Consider the following 18,616-nt stretch of genomic DNA (forward strand, 5'->3'; position numbering starts at 1 on the left):
GCCCGTTTACGCCGCATGCCATGTTACAGGTTGACCACACGCATTTTGAAAAATGGATGGATTTATTTGTCGGGACCATTGATGAACTGTTTGTCGGCGAGAAAGCCCAGGAAGCAAAGTTCAGGGCAGGTAAGATGGCGGAAATGTTTGAATACAAAATCAAGTACTACCAAAGTGACCCATCTCGTGTGATTTTGTAAGGTCTGATAATATGGAAACGACTCACCAAGATCTTGTAATAAACGTAAAGCGGATATATGAACCGGCCAGCAAAAAGGATGGCTTTCGCATACTTGTTGACCGTTTGTGGCCCAGGGGATTAAAGAAAAGCCAGGCCGGGGTCGACCTTTGGCTGAGGGAAATTGCCCCGAGTGCTGAATTGAGAAAATCGTTTAACCACGACCCGGAACGGTGGCCGGAGTTTGTTGCAGACTACACCTTCCAGCTCAACAAAAACAGGCAAATTGCCGGGCAACTTATCGCTTTGATCAAGCAGCACAAAAAAGTATCCCTTTTGTATGCTGCCCAAAACGAACAGTTTAACAACGCAATTGCGTTGAAATGTTTCCTGGACAAATTTATGACGCAGACCATCAATGAGTAAGATATTCCGGTAAGACAATGATTATCCATCCCATTTGTTTAGTGTTTATACTTACAATTCTTTGTAGCTCCTGCGGAAGGGACCAGGAAACATTGCGCCAAAGAAAGCCGAAGGTGATCGAAACAATTGCTGATCTGGGCGCATTACCCAGGTATGCAACAGACCCGGAAGACAACCCTTCGACCCGGGAAAAGGTAAACCTGGGCCGATTTTTATTTTTTGACCCTATCCTTTCCGGAAGCAAAGACGTATCCTGCGCCACCTGCCACCAGACCGAGTTCAATTATGCAGAGTTCCTTGAAACTTCCATCGGGGTAAATGGGAGAGGTACTGGCAGCAAGCGACAGTTTCTGGACCCCAATGATATTCCGTTTGTAAAAAGAAACTCGCAAAGCATTTTAAACACAGCCTTTAACGGCATAACCAATCATGAACCATACAGGCCTGAACTGGCCCCGATGTTTTGGGATTTAAGAGCAAAAGGCTTAGAGGCGCAGGCATTGGAGCCGATTAAAACACTGGAAGAAATGCGGGGCAGTGGTTATGCGGATCACCAGATCCTGGATGAAATCATCGAGCGGATAAATAAGATCCCTGCCTATAATGAGCTATTTTCGAAAGCATTTCCCACAGATCCCAAACCAGTCACCCAGGTAAACTTAGCGAAGGCATTAGCATCCTACGAGAGAACGCTGATTGCCACCAATACCAGGTTTGACCAGTACATGCGTGGTGATAGCAGCGCATTGTCGACCAGCGAAAAAGATGGGCTGAATGCGTTTTTAGTAACAGGGTGCGCAAAATGTCACTCGGGCCCGATGTTTTCTGATTATAAGCTACATACCCTGGGCGTGCCCGACACGGATAACCGGGCAGAAAGTGATCCGGGGATCAACCAGGATTATGCTTTCCGGACACCCACACTACGTAACCTGCGCTTTACCGCTCCTTACATGCACAGTGGCAAGTTTACTACCCTGGATCAGGTGTTGTTATTTTATGAGGATGTGGCAGGAGGCAAGATCCTGAACCCGAACGTGAAAGCCGGCAGCATTGATTCGCTTGCGACACACATGGACGTGAATTTTAAAGATATTTCAAGGATCGTCGAATTTTTGAACACGCTCAACGATGATTCCTTTGACAAAACAATCCCTGCAACTGTACCGAGTGGTTTGCCTGTGGTAGGCCTTTGAGCACAGAGAGAAGTTAAACCAAAACGTCAATACAAAATATAGTCAACCTTATCAATTTGGAAGAAGAACCCAAAAGCACAATTCTCTTTACACTGATCTACGGAACTGAGGAATATCAGGTCCAGACCCGGGAAAAGAAATACTTGTCCTTGATGACGTTGATTTCGGATTATGTGAGCATTTCCGGATTTGGGCTCTGCTGTGGTATGGGGAGCTGCGGAACCTGTATGGTACAGATAGACGGACGCTGCACCTTAGCCTGTCAGGTTCCTGTTGACGATTGGCTTGCTAATTCAAAAATAACAATTGAGCCTTCCATTTTTTGAATATTTTAATCCTGTTTAACCTGACAGCTGCCCTAACCATTTGGGGTCCTGGTCCCTTTTTGAACCCATTCTGCATCATGATGTGCAAAAAATGGGTGCCGCTTTTGGAGTCACCTCAAGCAAGATTTCTTGACCTAAAATTAGAATGCTTTTAATGTATGATCGTTTGAACGTAAAACGGGATGACGCATTTCTAACTCATTTCGCTCGATCTGGTGGGATCGAACGCATAGGCAAACATCTTTGTTTGTAATCGTGGAAAGCGGCTCGTATGGTTTCGTAATTTCCGCTCGTCAAATTATCCGCTAACACTAGAAGCGTCCATCAGGCCAGTATTGATCCCTTGACCGGTAAAGGGCGGCATCAAATGGGCTGCATCACTAATCAGCGTAATCGGCATAGGTCGATTAGCCTTCCAAGGCTTATTTAACGGAAGTTTTCGGTTAGCAAAGAAAGGTGGACGTAGCGTTGAATAATTAATGGTAACCCTGATCCCAATACATAAGTCTTTTAAAAAGAAACATTCGGATACGACCGGACTTTCTGAAATTTGCCCGTGATCATCAATTCCATTTTTATAGTCAATATTCAATGTTTAATTACGTTATTTTCGATTTCGATGGAACCCTGGCCGATTCCTATGAAGTTTTTATCTCTGTTTATAACCAAATAGCTGCAAAAAAAGCTTACCGGCAGATCGAATCTGGCAACTTGCAATACTTGCGAAGCCTTACCATTCCGGAGCGTTGCAAGTATCTCAATGTCCCCATGTATAGAATTCCGTTGATAGCATCGGAATTCTTGTCGCTATACAAAACAGAGCTTCAACAGGTGAAGCTCTTTGACGGGATCAAAGAGCTGCTGGCAGGGCTTAACGATTTAGGCTGCCAGACAGCAATCATCTCGTCTAATGCCGAACAAAATATTACACGTTTTCTTTTATCTAATAATGTAGAGTCTATCAGTAAGATTTATTGTAAGGCCAGCCTGTTTGGGAAAGACAGACTGATCGCCAAATTTCTTAAAAAGTATGACCTCGGTGCCAACCAAGTCCTCTATGTAGGAGATGAAACGCGGGACATCATTGCTTGTCAAAAAGTGGGTATCAAAATCGCCTGGGTTGAATGGGGTTATGACACCAAAGAAACAGCCGCTGCCGCGAGGTCAGACTATCTGGTAGCTAGCCCAGGAGAAATTTTGAACATTGTGAAAGCAAGTTGAAATTGATATTCATCCGTTATTACCCTTTATTTCTTATCCTTTTTAAATCTGCCGCACGTTCCATGCTGTCCAACACTTGATCTTCCGCAGCTGGTTAACCAAATCCCTGATAGTACGACACCGGGAGCCATAATCCGGCATATCAGAGGGTATTTTCTAAATTCCTTTAATCCGGCAGCAGTGGCCGTATACCTAAGGATCGAGGTATTTAGGTTGTCGGGAATACTACATGTAAACTTGTCAGTGCAGTAAGACAGCTCTTAGCTTAATTCGTTACGTACAAACAAGAAAGGCTTAGCCTTAATGGCAGATTCTCATGCCTAGAAAGTAGCAAGCATTTTCGGCGCTATACCTTTCGACAGCGTTACAGATCGATTATAACTGATGCAAAGTACGGGCGAGCGTGAATTGATTCCAATGGCGGAACACTTCGTATGAGCGCAATATGTTATTTTCCTCTCGCGGGAGGATTGCTCACGGGCTACATTTAGGAGGTATCCTACCACGACTCAGGTGCACAACAACCTCAAGGGGTATATGGCGCAAAGTATATGGAAAACAGTTTCAATTCCACAACTTATTGAGCGCAAAATCACTACTAATCACTTTGTCCGTGTGCAGCAACCCCATTTACTCGAGGTAATCATTGCATCTGTAAACGTAGGGCATGGTCTGTTACACATTACCGAATGAGTTAGGGAATGTGTTCAGAAGTCCTGGTTACAAGTTAGATTGTTTCCAGGTCTTTGGGCACCTTAGATAGCATCTTGTCAATGATTCCTTCGACTTGGCAATTTTCGTTAAATCTCTTCTAGCCATCGTAGAATGCCATGACATTTCTCAGTTCCAGGGACTCATAGTAACCCATTCGAGTACACTGCGTCAGTTAACATCTCTGTCATGCAAAGCTCATTCGCTTTCAGTCGTTTTTGAATTTATACAGTCATTGCTGGCAGATCCTGAATGGCTATTCATCTGCAAGGTCGGTTTAAAGTAACCAACGCGGTATAAAAAATGCGCTTTGTCCCAGTTCTAAATATGAACAGTGTTGCCTAATTAACCCGCAAAGTTGTTGATATCAGTGCTGGCAAATCCTATTGTAGATGATGAATGCATGTATGTTATGAAACAACATAAAAATAACGGAAAGGATTATAAATAACCCCCGTATGCAGGGAAGATTCGGATAGCATTTATTACCGGTGAGTGCGATACCGGTAAGCCATAACATGGGTGTATAGGCCGGGGCCATAAAACCGAGATAACAATTGCTCCATACACTTTCCGGGTGCCAGATCAAAGGTAGCCAGGATGCGAAATAGGCTAACACTCCGAATATATATAAAGACAGGCCTTTTTTCTGAGATTTGGATGTGATGGAAAGAGGCATCAATAAACTCAATCCGAAAATCATTATTCTTGAAGCCTGTTCTCCAATCACCAATACTAATGGGATATATTATTCCAAAATATTTCGGGTTGAAAGGGTCGAGGCAGATGATTAGTGAGAATAAGGTTCCATACCATTATCGGTACGGTCAAAAGAAAGCAGTTTAAAAGATACCTTCTAACCCGAGTTGTTCGATGGTGCATTTAGATGACAATCGTCTAGTTTTTAAAATACCCTTTTATTTTTCATCGATATTCCTATTAATAAAAAAACAAGCGGACCGATCAGGCCGTATCCCACTATGCCGATATTTCTTAACTGCATGTTTTCAAACGGTATGCCCAACAAGCCGGTAAGGCTTAAAACTCCACTGGTTATCATTGTTATTCGTATGGATATTTCCAGCCGGGTTTTTCGAAAAACAGTAGCAGCAAAGAACATTGATAATGCATAAAACCAGTCCCAGGCGAGAATATCAAGTGCGTAAACAATGGATGGCCATTGAAAGGTAAAAAAGAACGGATAATGTGCCGTCAATTGACTTCCTGTAGATAACACAACAAAATGAACGCTGGAAGTAATGGTGGCCATTACGAACATGCAGCAAGTTGCGGCCAAGCTAAATATTTTGTAATCGGGATCAGTAGTGAAGTGAACTGAAATCATGGTTACTCCCATCAAAGGGGCAATTAGTATAATCAGCAACTCCATTAGCAAAAAGTAAGGTTGGCCGATTTGCTCAGCCGGTGAGGCGATTGATAAAATGCCTCCAATGGTAATAAGCGCATACGTGAGGCCCAGTATAAACACAAGCCAGCTAACGTATTTACCGAAGGTTGTTTGTCCTGTGTTAAATTCTCCGTTCTTCAAGGCATCACTGGATTGAATTCTATCAATTTGGCTTTGGTTGTGGGGACGAATCGATTTATCAATTTCAAGATCTTTATAAGCAGCTTTTCCCCCATCGGTTTCAGAGAGCGCTGAGCATTGTTCACCCAATGCTCAGACCAGACATATAAAATAGGCAGTTTAAATCAAAAACTCCTATGTCGAAGCTTTCCCGGTATTTTAGAGGTGAAGTGACTGAACGTGACAAGATACCATCTATTTTGAGGCGGTAGACAGAATTCAAGGGTTACTCAAACATCACAATGAAAGTCGATCCATCATTCACCAATTTCCATGATGACCCAACATAAATGGGATGAAGCCATTGTCTATGACACAACAGTTAAGTACTGATTGCTGAGTTCAATGGGTGGTCAGTAAAGTAATCCTTCCAGGATATGTGTCTGTCCATGATGAACTACCAATCGTTAACAATTAGCGAGAGCAATCACAATTACTCGGTATGCAGAAACCAGATAAATACGTAGGCGCTGGCGTGCTTCGCTGCCAGGTACCTTGATTCAGCGGCTGATGAAAGTTAGATACCAGGAGATGTTTTGAAACAGGGTTATCGCCTTCAAAGTTGTATGTCTACGTAAACTTATGCAGCTAGTAGCTGGTGTCAAGATCCGCTATGTATGCAATTATTACCCCGTGCATATTTCTTTTATTACCGGGCAGTCACCCCCCCGTCTATTATCAGTTCTGTCCCGGTTGTATAAGAGGATTCATCACTGGCCAGGTATAGCGCTCCATAGGCTATTTCCATGACGTTACCGATACGACCGAGCGGGCACATGTTCTTTAAAATTTCTTCGGAGGCTTCCAAACTAACCATGAAATCTGTCATGGGGGTCAGCACGCCGCCGGGATGGATTGAATTGACCCGAATGTTGTACTTAGCCAATTCCACGGCCTGATCTTTGGTCAATAAACGTTGAGCAGCTTTGGAAGCCGAGTACGCAGGTCCATTGCCGCCCACGATCCCTGCGATGGAAGAAATATTGACAACAGAACCGCCGCCACAAGATTTCATTGATGGGGCGCAAAGCTTTGTCCCGATAAACGAGCTGGTAACGTTAATAGCCAATACTTTTTCCCATTCATTAACGGAAGTACTTTCCGTCGATGCGCCGACAGGGTAAATGCCCGCATTATTTATGAGAATATCTACTTTGCCATATAAGTTGATGGCTTTATCAACCACAATATGCCAGTCAGTTTCCGATGCTACGTCGTGTTTTTCCCATTCGATCGCCGCACCTTCATTTTGTGCGCCCGATACCCACGTTCTTAATTTATCTTCCTGAATATCAGTTGCCAGCACTTTGGCACCTTCCTGAGCGAAAAGCCGTGCGATGGCTTCACCCATTCCTCCGGCAGCTCCGGTAACAACCGCGATTTTATTATCTAGTCTGTTCATAGAATTAGTTTTTCCCAAAACTAATTGCCGCAAAGTCAATTAAAAATGACTGAAATCAGCTTTTTGTGTGCAGTGGCGCATCTTAGCTTCAACAAAAGACTCCTATTTTGCAAATCAGTCAACCATTAGGGCTCGAAATAATTATGGCAAAAGCCTTTCAAGTAATTTTTTGCTTGATAGTAACATCCACCAACTTTGTACCCGGGCAAATTCCGATACGTACAAAGTTTCTCGCTAGATTGTTCAGTATCTTGTGAAAGGTCAAAAGCGCATCTTATACATCGAGCTTAGCATCCTGCACATCGAAATCTCAACCAACGGATAAAAGTCGTGAAATATCTTATAATCTTGTTTTTGGTAATCTTTAGTTCAAGATCTTATTCGCAGGAAGCCTATCCTGTGCCGCCATTTAACAAAAACCGTTTGTTTTATATTCAGCATAGCAACAATCATAACACCTTTGTCTATGACGCTGTTATTAAAGATAGTAACATCCTGGACGACAAACCTGTTGATGTGTATAGGATCGCCTATACGGAAGGAGGGAAACGTACATCACTCTCCGTTATTCAAAGAAAGTTTGCATTTGGAATGAAAACGAGGCGTTTGTCTGCTAATGTGTACGAGATGCAGCTCGCAGCTTCAAAGAAAGTGACATTCTACCTTAATTTGGTCAAATCAGGAGTGCCGAAGGTTTATGTGACGGTCAACAACCGGAAGATGTTTTTGGATAGGATTTTTCTTAAAATCAAGGAGGGCACGTCCGGCCTTAAAGTGAAACTCGATTATGCGCTTTTCTATGGTGCGGATTTCGAGACCGGGCAAGCTATAATCGAAAAAACGATTCCGAAACAGTAGTAATAATTGATAGGTTTAGTTTTTTGCATAGAAGGTGAGTGCTCATCTATTTAAATTGTTTATCAGATATGCAAACATGGTTCCAGCTTAACACGGTAGATGTTTTAAGTGCTCTTAACACTTCTATTTCCGGTTTAAAGAGAGATACAATTGCTGATCTTCAGAAGGAGTTTGGGAAAAATGTATTACAGGAGGCCAAACGAAAAAGCAAGCTGTCCATTCTTGTGGGGCAGTTTAAGGATGTAATGATCCTGATACTTATTCTTGCAGCAGTTATCTCATTTATCGTTGGCGAACATACAGATGCTTATGTTATCCTAGCCATTATACTTGGCAATGCATGGATGGGTTACTCGCAAGAATATAATGCTGAGGAGTCTGTCAGAATGTTGCAAAACATGTCGGCTCAATTTGCGACAGTGCTCCGCGATAATAATCCTTCAAAAATTGAAGCCAGCCAGTTGGTGCCCGGCGACATAATTTTACTGGAAGCCGGTGATATTGTCCCTGCCGATGCAAGATTGATCGAGGTAAGTTCTCTCAAAACAGACGAGGCATCGCTTACCGGAGAAAGCCATTCAATAGAAAAGATAACCAGACCGATAAAAGAAGAGAACATAGTACCTGGTGACCAGCTCAATATGGTTTTCAAAGGTACGATTGTAAGTAATGGTTCGGCGAAAGCGGTGGTGACTACGATTGGTATGAATACCGAAATTGGAAAAATCGCCGGGATGATGGAGGTGAGTGCTCAAAAAACGCCACTTCAAAAAAGGCTCGCGGTTTTTAGTAAGCAACTGGCGGTTATCGTTCTGGTGATTTGCCTTTTTGTTTTTGGTCTTGGCCTGCTTCGTGGCGAGCCGCCATTTGCTATGTTTCTTACTGCACTCTCGCTGGCTGTCGCCGCTTTGCCCGAGGCATTGCCTGCCGTAATCACCATAGCCCTCGCGCAGGGTGCCCGCCGGATGGTCAACCAGAATGCGCTGATGAGAAAGTTGCCTGCGGTCGAAACATTGGGTTCGGTTACCTATATATGCAGCGATAAAACAGGGACGCTTACGCAAAACATCATGACGGTTGAAAAAATACTGGCCTCAGAAGGAAAGGAAGAACTGCTGAGCTACGCTATGATGCTAAACAACGAAGTTCGCTTTTCCGCTGATAAAGAGTTGCTGGGGGATTCTACCGAAACAGCATTGGTGAAGTATGCGCTGGACAATGGGAAAACAAAGGAAGAAGCTGACAAAAAATTCCCGCTCCTCGAAAAACTGCCATTCGATTCAGTTCGCATGCGGATGGGCACTTTACATCAATACGACGACAAATGGATCTTGTTTGTGAAAGGCGCTCCGTCAAGAATGCTGTCATCACTTTCTGAAAGTTACAGGGATCAGACAGGAGGGTGGCTGGCGCAGAATAGAGAATGGGCAGCAGATGGCCTGCGCGTTTTGTTTTTTGGTTACAAAATATTTGAAAAAGACCCGGGCACAATTACCTCAGACGAAGAGCGTGACCTTGAATTTCTGGGAATGACGGCCATGATTGATCCGCCACGAGAAGAGGTCATAGAGGCCATTAAGGAATGCAAAACCGCTGGGATAAAAACCGTGATGATAACCGGCGACCAGCCACTTACCGCCACCGCCATTGCCCAGCGCCTGGGTATGATCGACGAAGGATCGGGAGAGGTTAGGGCAGGCTCCGATTTGGAGAAGCTGACTGACGAAGAGTTTAAAAGTGTAACAAAACATATTGCGGTATATGCACGTGTGTCGCCCGAACAAAAGCTGAACATTGTAAAAGCATTGCAAACCAATGGTGAATTTGTCGCCATGACTGGCGATGGCGTAAATGATGCACCATCACTTAAACAGTCTGATATAGGTATTGCGATGGGCATTACCGGTACCGACGTATCAAAAGAAGCATCTGATATGATCTTGCTGGACGACAATTTTGCCACTATTGTGAAGGCTGTTCGTGAAGGCAGGAGGATTTATGAAAACATCAAGAAGTTTATCGTTTATGTTCTGTCCTGCAACCTGGGTGAGATACTCGTCATCTTCTTTGCGCCTATCCTGAGCTTTGCGATCCCCTTGCTTCCTATTCACATCCTTTGGATAAATCTGGTAACTGACGGCTTGCCCGGTATCGCACTTGTGGCGGAACCTGCTGAAAAGGACATTATGAACCGCCCGCCGCGCCCGCCAAAAGAAAATTTATTTGCTGGCGGTCTGATCCTTCGGATCGTTGTCACCGGGATCGTGATGACGTTTGCATCACTTTTTATCCAGTGGTGGTGCATTAATGAAGGTTACGATGTTATTACACAACAAACAGCGGTGTTCACAACTTTATGCTTTGTGCAGTTAGGCAATGCACTTTCCGTTCGTTCCACATACCATTCCGTGTTTTCTTCCGACATTTTTGACAACCGGGGTATGTGGGCAGCAATACTGCTAACGGTTCTCCTTCAAATGTTAATTGTATATGTTCCGTTTTTGGATACTGTTTTTAAAACAACGCCCTTAAGCTGGAATGTCATGCTAATGATTGTAATTGTAACTATGGTTTGTATTGCTTTTATTGAGTTAGTAAAGCTTGTGAATAAGAAGAAATATCTGAAATCGCCAGAGTGATAAATCGAGTTCATATCTAAAAGCAGAACCGAATATGGTCAGCTTTATTTGTTCGATCTGCTGATTAGAAAGTGAACAGCCATGGCCGACATCGCCCTGGTACCCACAGCCAGTGCCTTTTCATCGACAAAGAATTTAGGATTGTGGTTTGGAGCAGCTTTGGCCGGGTCGTCACCATCGGGCGTAACTCCCAGGAAAATATACAGCCGTGGACTTCCTTGGCAAAATAGGAGAAGTCTTCCGAAGCACCCTGTAAGGATCCTGGAACCACGCCTGCTTCCGCCGCGCGTTTTAGCACTGGAAGCATCTGGTTAGCCAGGGTATCATTGTTATCTGTTACATCACACATAGGCAAAATATCAACCTGCGCTTTCGCATAGGTTCCTTCCGCATATGCTCGGCGGCCTGCTTAATGTCTGCATGGAGTTTCTTGCGTGCCCCAGGGTCGTAGGATCGGATGGTACCGACCATTTTTACAGTGTCTGGGATTACGTTCTGAGTGGATCCACCATGAATCATTCCCACAGAAACAACGGCGGGAGACTTGGTTAAGTCCGCAGGCTGACCACGGATTACAGGCCTGCTATCACATAAGCGGATGTACAATGGGGTCTTTGATATTCCAGGGCCTACCTCCATGGCCCTGCTGGCCACTGACAGTTATATTCAGAACGTCGCTGCTGGCAGTGGCTGGTCCGCTTTTGTAATCAATTTGGCCTGACTTACCTGGATGAACGTGCAGTCCGAAAACTGCATCCGGTTTTTTTTTTGAACATACCATCTTCAAGCATCCTTTTAGCTCCCCAGCTTTTGGCTGTTTCCAGGCTGGACCACACTGGACCCTTCTTCGGCAGGCTGGAAAATAAACATAACTGAACCAGGAAGGTCGGCTTTCAGGCTTGAAAGCACTTCGGCGGTAGCCATCAGCATTGCCGTATGCGTGTCATGCCCACAAGCGTGCATCAGGCCCACCGTCGCCCCGTGTTGTTGAGTGGTGGCCTTTGAAGCAAAAGGCAGCCCAGCCGGCTCTGTAACGGGTAAGGCATCCATATCTGCCCGTAATGCAACCATTTTTCCTGGCTTGCTGCCTTTCAGTATACCCACGACGCCCGTAAGCGTACTCCTTCCATGATATCGCCCGGATACTCAGCGAGCTGTCGGTTACAGTGCTGGCTGTTGGAATGGCCGCAATGAGCGGTGTAATGAAGCTATCCGGCAGCCCGGATGTGGTAAAAATGCTCGATACGGTAGGTGTTGGCCATTACCGGGTGCTGTCGGGCATTGCCGAGATCGCTTTTGCTACCTTGTTTGCCTTTCCCAAAACCATGAAGATCGGCTTCATTTTGCTGACTGATATTTCGCAGGCGCAATGGCCACCCAGGTTTCACACCACATGATGCTCAATGCACTTACCCCGTTGGTGCTGATCTGGGTTGCTGCCTTTTTGCGTGACCGGTATATTTTTCTGCCAGCCCCTGACAAAGACTACTTGTGAACAATCCTGCATTGAAATGGACGCATTATCTGGCTTGTTTTTTCTCAGGCTTCTGGGCGCTGAACCTGCTGCCCCACTTGGTGCATGGCATTAACGGGCAAGGTTTTCCCACGCCATTCACTTCGCCGCCCTTTAAAGGATTATCCACACGGCTGGTCAATACGGTTTTGGCGCTTTCAAATATCGTTCTGGCGTATTGGCTCGGTAGGGTAGGACGCTTGTCGCCCTGGCGGCCCGCGCACGATGTCGCTCTTTTTCCTGGGCTTTTCCGACCTGGCGTGCTTTATGACCTATGCCGCGCCGAAAATGTTGGCGCAGTAAATCAATCAAACAAAAAAAGCTGGCATTTGCCAGATGAAAAAAATCTAATCATGGCCGGTACCAGCCTTGTGAGCAGATGCAGCGGGAACCAACTATTATCAAACTTAATTTCCTTTCAAACCACTCATATATTCTACTAGATTGACCAATTCTTCCGTGCTCATCGCATCCTGAAGGCCGGCCGGCATCATCGAATCTTTCATCTGGTTGATGGATTTCACCTGCGACATTTTGTATTCCTGATGTGACCCACCCGGAAATTTCAGCGTAATGTCCGTTTCTGTTTTACTTAAAATTAGCCCCCCAGCCGTAGAACCGTCCTTGAAGGTGATCTCTACGCCTTCATAACCGAAGCTGATTCCTGAGCTGGGTTCGAAAATGGCAGCATATTGCGCCTCCCTGGGAAGCTTGCTCCCGATTTCCGAGAGTTTAGGGCCGAAATCAGCACCCTCCTTATTTACCTGGTGGCAAATGGCGCAGTACTGCATGAATACCTCCTTACCTTTTGCGGCCTCGCCACGCATCTTTGCCAGCTCTGCAAGTGCCGGATGCTTCTTTTGGGCAGGCTGGGAGTTTTGTCCAAGAAACTCATTGGCCTCTTGTTTTACCGATTTGCGCCAGGCGTTACTCAATTTCTGCAATACGGCACTTTTCAGTTCTCCTGGAAGCTTATCTTGTCTTAACAAAACCAACATTCGGTCTTCTCCGTTTGATGTACTTGTCGCCGCAAGGGCCGCATCAATACGAATATTAACTGCATATCCCGGGTCCAGCGCAACACTTTCTAAAATTCCAATTGACTCCTTGCTTCCCACACTCCGAATGGCGGCCAGTACATTTTTTGTATCGTGTGCGTTTTTTCCGTTGATCGTCTTCCATATTAAACCTGATCCGCCCTGCCTGAGCAGCTGCTGCCCGGCCTGACGTCCCATAGGCGTGGCTGACTGCGATAGCGCCAGATTCAGCAAGCGTTCGTTTTCGGAAGGAAGCTCGTAGCGGGCCACCAGATCCATATAGCCGGCTGTGCCATACGTGTCGTTGAGCAGTTTTTTAAGAGCCGTGAGCGCCTGCGGGGACTGGCGGACGAAGCTAGGATCAAGATGGTGCAATGCCAGGTTGGTAACCTCGTTCTGATCAGGCGTGTTTATTTGCGTCAGTTTCAGCAAAGCAGCAGACTTCTCTTTACTGCCCGGATTGAAGTCAAAAGCTCTGAAATAACGCAGGCGACTACTTAATGGAACTTTCGGATCACTGGCAAGTGATGTCAGGAGTGGGACCGACTGTCGTGTCCGCGCGCGCCATACGATGTCTCTACCTGCCTGGTTTTTGATTGGGTTCTGACCGGCAATTGCCAGCCATGCTTTAAAAAACGAATCCCACTGCCCATCGGCACCAATCCCCAGTGCTTCCAGATACCAGCGGTCGCTGCCATCGTGTTGCAGGGCAAGCCTAGCCCAGAGCGCAGCGACACCTGGCAACTTCAGGCCGTGAAGAGACAAGGCACATTCACGCCGTACTTGCGTGTCTGCATCATTGGCGAGTAAGGCAATATATTTTATCAGCTCGTTATTTCTATTCTGACGGACAACTCTCAGTGCTGCTATCCGTAGGTCGGGGTTCATGTCAGCAACAGCTTTGTCCAGAAAATCCGTATTTGTTTTGTCAATACAGGAAAGAGCCCAAAGCGCGCGAGCCCGCATTCGGGGATTTTCATGGCTACTAAATAGCTTTCTAACTTCTGGAAGCGCTTTATCGGCCATTTTTAGCAAGGCATTCCATGCGTGGTACCGCACAGAAATGTTCGGGCTTTGCAATCCATTCACAGCGCCGCTTGCTGTTGTTAGATCTGTTTCAGGTGTATGATATGAAACGCCAGCCGGTGCAATCCGGAATAATCTGCCCCGGCTCTGATCTGCTGCCTGGTGTCCCCCTACGCCCGGATCATACCAGTCGGAAACGATCAGGGAACCGTCTGGTGCCACACACACATCGGAGGGACGAAACCATTGGTCGCGTTTGCCATCTACTATATTACTGATTGTTGCCGTATATCCTGCACCCGACTTTTTTGTCGGATATGAACGGACCACATTATGGCCAGCTTCGCAATGGATCATCTGGTCCCTCAATTGCGGCAGCAACGTTCCTTCGTAAACGATCATTCCGGTTGGCGATCCCGATCCGGTTTGGAGAAGGTTCGGTACCACGCCGGGATCATTCAAATGCCAGTGCCTGAACGGGATCGAATCTTCCATGTTTGTGCGGTTTGCGCGCCAGCCCGCTCCCGTTAACTCGTCGGTATAGCCATAGTTGCCATATTGCATCACGTAATTGATACGGACGCCGCGGTTCCCGTCGTCGTCATTGTCTGACTGCCACATCGTCCCATAACTATCAACGGCAACCTCATAATTATTCCTGAAATTATTTCCCAAGACCTCAATATTCTTGAAGTCCTGATCGCAGCGGAAGACCATACCCTGCTTGTATCTGCCAAAGTCGATGGGCTGGTTGTCCTGACCTGTTACCGGCTTTCCATTCCCGTCCAGCAACTGGCCGCCTGCATTACCGAAATTGAAATAGAACTTACCATCGGGTCCGAAAGTGAATGCATGCATACCGTGGTCGTGCTGCTCACCTCCGATACCTTCAAAAATGATCTCCTTTTTGTCGGCCTTTCCATCATGGTCAACGTCAGTAAAAAGCCAGACGAAAGGACTCTGGGACACAACCACCCGGTTGCCCATCACCCAAATACCGAGCGGAGAATTAATCTCTTTTCCCTGATAGAATAACGTGGATTTGTCGGCCTTCCCGTCTGCGTTGCTGTCTTCCAGGATCAGGATGCGGTCGCCTTCGTTCTTGGTGGGGTTTCCGTTGATAGCCGGCCGGTAGTTGTAAGCCTCGCAAACCCATACTCTGCCCAGGTGATCTACATCGATATTCGTCGGATTTGTTACCATAGGTTCCGCTGCAAATAGCATGGCTTTCAGCCCGTCGGTTACCTCCAGCACCGCCGCCGCGTACTTTGGTGATCTTTTTTGCGCCTCGGTCAAATCTTCGTACAAAGTGTCTGAGACGACATGCTTTTGCTCAGTCGGCATATTATTCAGGAAGATTTCACTGGTAAGCCCTGTTAATAGAATAGCCAGGCCCGCCGGGGCCAAAATCTTGTGTATGTTCATTCTTGTAGGATTTAAAACGCGGGAAGCAGGTAGGGTTTTTGGAAAAAAGTCGTGTGCATTTATTAATGCTTTTTTGCAGTGGCTTCGAGTTGATCAGTTTTTTTAATGGATTGCGCTAACCCGGAAACATTTACTCCGTTGACAATCGAGAGCTTCGGATATTGCCTGGTTAGCTGTGCTACCGCAGAATCTGTCACAGCCGACTGCCAGACATAAATAGATTTGAGGCTTTTCATTGATGCAATGGTTTTAAGTCCTGTGTCCGTGATTTTTGTATGGGTTAGATTCAAATATTCCAGATGAGTCAAATTTTTGAGCTGTGCCAAACCCCGATCGGTAATGGCAGTATGTTCAAGATGAAGTTTGCTCAGGTTTTTAAGCGCTGCTATGTGGCTTAATGCGGTATCTGTGATATTTGTGCCGGCTAGTTTAAGCCAGGTGACCTGTTCAGATAACGGGGTGAGCAAAGTACATTCCCCGTCGTCGAAACCAGGGGAATTGACTGCACTTACTTCCAAAAAATGCTGATCATTTGAGAGATTATTGACAATCAAACCTGCCGCTCTGAGCGCTTCAATGTCTTTCACATTAGCCTTGGGAATTTCCTTTGAAAACAAAGAAGGTTTCATTGCTCGCTCGGGTGCAGCAGAGTTCGCATTTGACACGATCGTTGCCAAGGCCGGCTCGATTTGGCCGGATATTTTCAGGTCGGCCACTCTTTTTTCAGCCGGGGCGCCCTTGTCTATCCACCAGGATAGCAGCAAAATTTCATCCTGGGTCAATTGCGGCTTGCCCTTCGGAGGCATGTGTTTGTCATCATTCTCAGGTAACATACATCTCAGGATCATCTTGCTTTGGGCACTGTTGCCTGTAATTAATGCAGGTCCCGATTCTCCTCCCTTCACAAGCATTGCAATTTGATCCATACGCAGGTCGCCTTTTTGCTTGCTTGCATTATGGCATTGCGTACAACGGCGCTCCAAAATAGGTTTAACAATGTCTGTATATACAACCGCCTGCTGAATGTCTGTTATCCGATGCCCATTGTCCGCCTGTTCGGGGGAAGGTTGCATGCCGGTGATGCTGCGGAATGGTTCAGGCGTATGTTGTGTTAAGTAACCTTCGCCGTGTGTGAGCGATCCTCCTTGGTGCCCCGCGGCTAATGTGAGAGCCACCGCAATGCCCAGCGTGGCAAAATAGAAGACCCGGCCTGACTGTATTTTTTTTCTGAACTGATCAGCGCCGACAATCCAGGCAATCCAGCTAAATGCGGCGACTGCAATTCCCTGCCATTGGTGATTGCTAAGTAACATTTCCTGGTAACCGCCGCCGGATGCAAGAAGGTATCCGGCCACGCAGGCAAGTGTTGAAGAGATGGCAGACCAAAGTAAGATATAACGTAGCATATCCTGGCTAACCCGGATTTTGCTGAACCGCTGCATAATCTCAAGAAGTGCCAGGATTAATAAAAAGCCAATTGGTAAATGAACAATAACAGGATGGAACCGGCCAATGAAAATGGGCCATCCTGTGACTTCAAGAAGAGGGTGATGCATTGTATTGAGGAGATAATTAAGCGATAATCTCTTTTACTAGTTTCCCTTCCACGTCTGTCAGCCTGAAATTCCGGCCCTGGAAAGGGTAGGTAAACTTCTCGTGGTCGAAGCCCAGCAGGTGCAGGATGGTAGCCTGAAGATCATGGACATGAACCCGGTCTTTTACTCCGTAATACCCCAGTTCATCAGTCTCTCCATGCACAACTCCTTTTTTGATCCCGCCGCCAGCCATCCACATCGTAAATGCTTCCACATGGTGATCGCGGCCCATATAAGGCATTACCAAGCCATTCCTGTTTTCCTGCATGGGCGTTCTGCCAAATTCCCCTCCCCAGACAACCAGCGTTTCCTCCAGAAGTCCGCGCATTTTTAAGTCGCGCAAAAGTGCAGCTACCGGCTGGTCTGTCTGTCTGCATTTTTCGTGAAGCCCGCCCTCTATATTATCCCTCGCATTTGATCCGTGCCCGTCCCATCCCCAGTCAAAAAGCTGCACGAAACGCACATCATTTTCGATCAGTTTGCGGGCAAGCAGACAGTTCATTGCAAATGAGCCTTCCCCCGGTTTGACACCATACATATCCAAAATAAACGAAGGCTCCTTTGTGATATCCATCACCTCGGGGACAGACATTTGCATCCGGAACGCCATTTCATACTGGCTGATGCGTGTCAGTATTTCCGGGTCCTGTATGTCTTCGTAGCTCTGCCGGTTGATTTCGTTAATTGTTTCAATGGTTTGCTTGCGCAAATCGCGGCTGATCCCTTTTGGGTCCGAAACGTACAATACGGGATCTGTTCCCGTGCGACATTGAACGCCCTGATATACAGAAGGCAGGAACCCGCTTCCCCAGATGCTCTTTCCGGCGTCGGGCTGTTTACCTCCTGATGTGAGCACAATGAATCCCGGTAAGTTCTGATTTTCAGATCCAAGGCCATACACGGCCCAGGATCCCAGGCTCGGCCGGCCGAGCCGCGCCCCCCCAGTGTGCATAAGCAACTGTGCTGGCGCGTGATTGAACTGGTCCGTATGCATGGACTTGATGAAGGTGATATCGTCCGCAACAGTTTGTAAATGGGGCAGATAATCAGAAATCCAGGCGCCAGATTGCCCGTACTGGTTGAATTTTCCCTGCGGGCCGAGCATTTTAGGCACGCCCTGAATGAATGCAAACTTCTTGCCTTCCAGGAACTCGGCAGGACAGTCTTTGCCGTGATATTTCAGGAGTTCAGGTTTGTAATCAAAGAGTTCCAGCTGTGAAGGAGCTCCGGCCATGTGGATATAAATGACTCTTTTGGCTTTCGGGACAAACTGAGGAGTTTTTACAGACATCGCATCCGCTGATAGCCCTGACGGATTCGAAGTTGTTGGGCTGCAGGAATCCAGTAGTGAACCTAACCCTAACGCACCTAAACTAAATCCACAGGACTGAAGAAAATGACGGCGTGTCTGGTGTAGTACCTTTGTTTGTTGTAATTCTGTTATCAGCTTTTCCATTTTCAAAGTTTTTAAGATG

At 46.4% G+C, this 18,616-nt stretch carries 17 protein-coding genes and 1 pseudogene; 10 read left to right on the forward strand and 8 right to left on the reverse strand.

Features of this window, described 5'->3' with window-relative positions; translation table 11 throughout:
• From LZG94_RS24960 to LZG94_RS26620, 4 genes and pseudogenes are all read left to right on the forward strand, one after another.
• Positions 1-200 (forward strand): annotated as a pseudogene (locus LZG94_RS24960) (globin); the annotation flags it as partial.
• A gap of 11 nt (positions 201-211) precedes the next feature.
• Positions 212-604: a DUF488 domain-containing protein gene (locus tag LZG94_RS24965; protein WP_233794389.1), complete on the forward strand. Its 393-nt coding sequence runs from the start codon at positions 212-214 to the stop codon at positions 602-604.
• 113 nt (positions 605-717) lie between these two features.
• Complete coding sequence (locus LZG94_RS24970; RefSeq protein ID WP_233794390.1) at positions 718-1,800, forward strand: cytochrome-c peroxidase; 1,083 nt, start codon at positions 718-720, stop codon at positions 1,798-1,800.
• Positions 1,801-1,856: 56 nt separating this feature from the next.
• Positions 1,857-2,126 (forward strand): 2Fe-2S iron-sulfur cluster-binding protein, encoded by a 270-nt coding sequence (locus LZG94_RS26620; RefSeq protein ID WP_409013366.1) that lies wholly within the window; start codon positions 1,857-1,859, stop codon positions 2,124-2,126.
• 298 nt (positions 2,127-2,424) lie between these two features.
• On the opposite strand, the gene LZG94_RS24975 is transcribed toward LZG94_RS26620, so the two are convergent.
• Positions 2,425-2,718 (reverse strand): NAD(P)/FAD-dependent oxidoreductase, encoded by a 294-nt coding sequence (locus LZG94_RS24975; RefSeq protein WP_233794391.1) that lies wholly within the window; start codon positions 2,716-2,718, stop codon positions 2,425-2,427.
• Here LZG94_RS24975 and LZG94_RS24980 point away from each other — a divergent pair.
• The gene (locus LZG94_RS24980) at positions 2,718-3,347 is read left to right on the forward strand and encodes an HAD hydrolase-like protein (RefSeq protein ID WP_233794392.1); all 630 of its coding nucleotides are present in this window, start codon (positions 2,718-2,720) and stop codon (positions 3,345-3,347) included. The genes LZG94_RS24975 and LZG94_RS24980 overlap by 1 nt on opposite strands.
• A 1,615-nt stretch (positions 3,348-4,962) precedes the next feature.
• On the opposite strand, the gene LZG94_RS24985 is transcribed toward LZG94_RS24980, so the two are convergent.
• Positions 4,963-5,736 (reverse strand): hypothetical protein, encoded by a 774-nt coding sequence (locus LZG94_RS24985; protein ID WP_233794393.1) that lies wholly within the window; start codon positions 5,734-5,736, stop codon positions 4,963-4,965.
• Between the two features lie 559 nt (positions 5,737-6,295).
• On the reverse strand, positions 6,296-7,048 hold the full coding sequence (locus LZG94_RS24990; protein WP_233794394.1) for an SDR family NAD(P)-dependent oxidoreductase: 753 nt from the start codon (positions 7,046-7,048) through the stop codon (positions 6,296-6,298).
• Positions 7,049-7,396: 348 nt separating this feature from the next.
• Here LZG94_RS24990 and LZG94_RS24995 point away from each other — a divergent pair, with 348 nt between their 5' ends.
• The 3 genes from LZG94_RS24995 to LZG94_RS25005 all read left to right on the forward strand — a co-directional run bounded on the left by LZG94_RS24995 (position 7,397) and on the right by LZG94_RS25005 (position 10,860).
• Positions 7,397-7,906: a DUF4833 domain-containing protein gene (locus tag LZG94_RS24995; protein WP_233794395.1), complete on the forward strand. Its 510-nt coding sequence runs from the start codon at positions 7,397-7,399 to the stop codon at positions 7,904-7,906.
• Between the two features lie 68 nt (positions 7,907-7,974).
• The gene (locus LZG94_RS25000; RefSeq protein WP_233794396.1) at positions 7,975-10,545 is read left to right on the forward strand and encodes a cation-translocating P-type ATPase; all 2,571 of its coding nucleotides are present in this window, start codon (positions 7,975-7,977) and stop codon (positions 10,543-10,545) included.
• Positions 10,546-10,626: 81 nt separating this feature from the next.
• Positions 10,627-10,860, forward strand: coding sequence for a hypothetical protein (locus tag LZG94_RS25005; RefSeq protein WP_233794397.1), 234 nt, complete (start codon positions 10,627-10,629; stop codon positions 10,858-10,860).
• 21 nt (positions 10,861-10,881) lie between these two features.
• Here the strand turns inward: LZG94_RS25005 and LZG94_RS26625 are convergent, their stop codons facing one another.
• Together LZG94_RS26625 and LZG94_RS25010 are read right to left on the reverse strand one after the other, a co-directional pair.
• Positions 10,882-11,184: a peptidase dimerization domain-containing protein gene (locus LZG94_RS26625; protein WP_409013373.1), complete on the reverse strand. Its 303-nt coding sequence runs from the start codon at positions 11,182-11,184 to the stop codon at positions 10,882-10,884.
• Positions 11,185-11,340: 156 nt separating this feature from the next.
• The gene (locus LZG94_RS25010; RefSeq protein ID WP_233794398.1) at positions 11,341-11,649 is read right to left on the reverse strand and encodes a M20/M25/M40 family metallo-hydrolase; all 309 of its coding nucleotides are present in this window, start codon (positions 11,647-11,649) and stop codon (positions 11,341-11,343) included.
• Positions 11,650-11,747: 98 nt separating this feature from the next.
• On the opposite strand from LZG94_RS25010, the gene LZG94_RS25015 reads away from it, so the two are divergent.
• Both LZG94_RS25015 and LZG94_RS25020 read left to right on the forward strand, forming a co-directional pair.
• On the forward strand, positions 11,748-11,942 hold the full coding sequence (locus LZG94_RS25015; RefSeq protein WP_233794399.1) for a hypothetical protein: 195 nt from the start codon (positions 11,748-11,750) through the stop codon (positions 11,940-11,942).
• 94 nt (positions 11,943-12,036) lie between these two features.
• Complete coding sequence (locus LZG94_RS25020) at positions 12,037-12,501, forward strand: hypothetical protein (protein ID WP_233794400.1); 465 nt, start codon at positions 12,037-12,039, stop codon at positions 12,499-12,501.
• Here LZG94_RS25020 and LZG94_RS25025 read toward each other — a convergent pair.
• The 3 genes from LZG94_RS25025 to LZG94_RS25035 form a co-directional block, all read right to left on the reverse strand.
• The gene (locus tag LZG94_RS25025) at positions 12,466-15,546 is read right to left on the reverse strand and encodes a PVC-type heme-binding CxxCH protein (protein WP_233794401.1); all 3,081 of its coding nucleotides are present in this window, start codon (positions 15,544-15,546) and stop codon (positions 12,466-12,468) included. The two genes, LZG94_RS25020 and LZG94_RS25025, sit on opposite strands and share 36 nt — an antisense overlap.
• 62 nt (positions 15,547-15,608) lie before the next feature.
• Positions 15,609-17,102, reverse strand: a complete 1,494-nt coding sequence (locus LZG94_RS25030) for a c-type cytochrome domain-containing protein (protein WP_233794402.1) — start codon at positions 17,100-17,102, stop codon at positions 15,609-15,611.
• A gap of 16 nt (positions 17,103-17,118) precedes the next feature.
• Positions 17,119-18,597, reverse strand: coding sequence for a DUF1501 domain-containing protein (locus tag LZG94_RS25035; protein WP_233794403.1), 1,479 nt, complete (start codon positions 18,595-18,597; stop codon positions 17,119-17,121).
• Between the last annotated feature and the right edge of the window lie 19 nt (positions 18,598-18,616).

Source organism: Dyadobacter sp. CY343, assembly GCF_021390335.1.
GTDB lineage: Bacteria > Bacteroidota > Bacteroidia > Cytophagales > Spirosomataceae > Dyadobacter.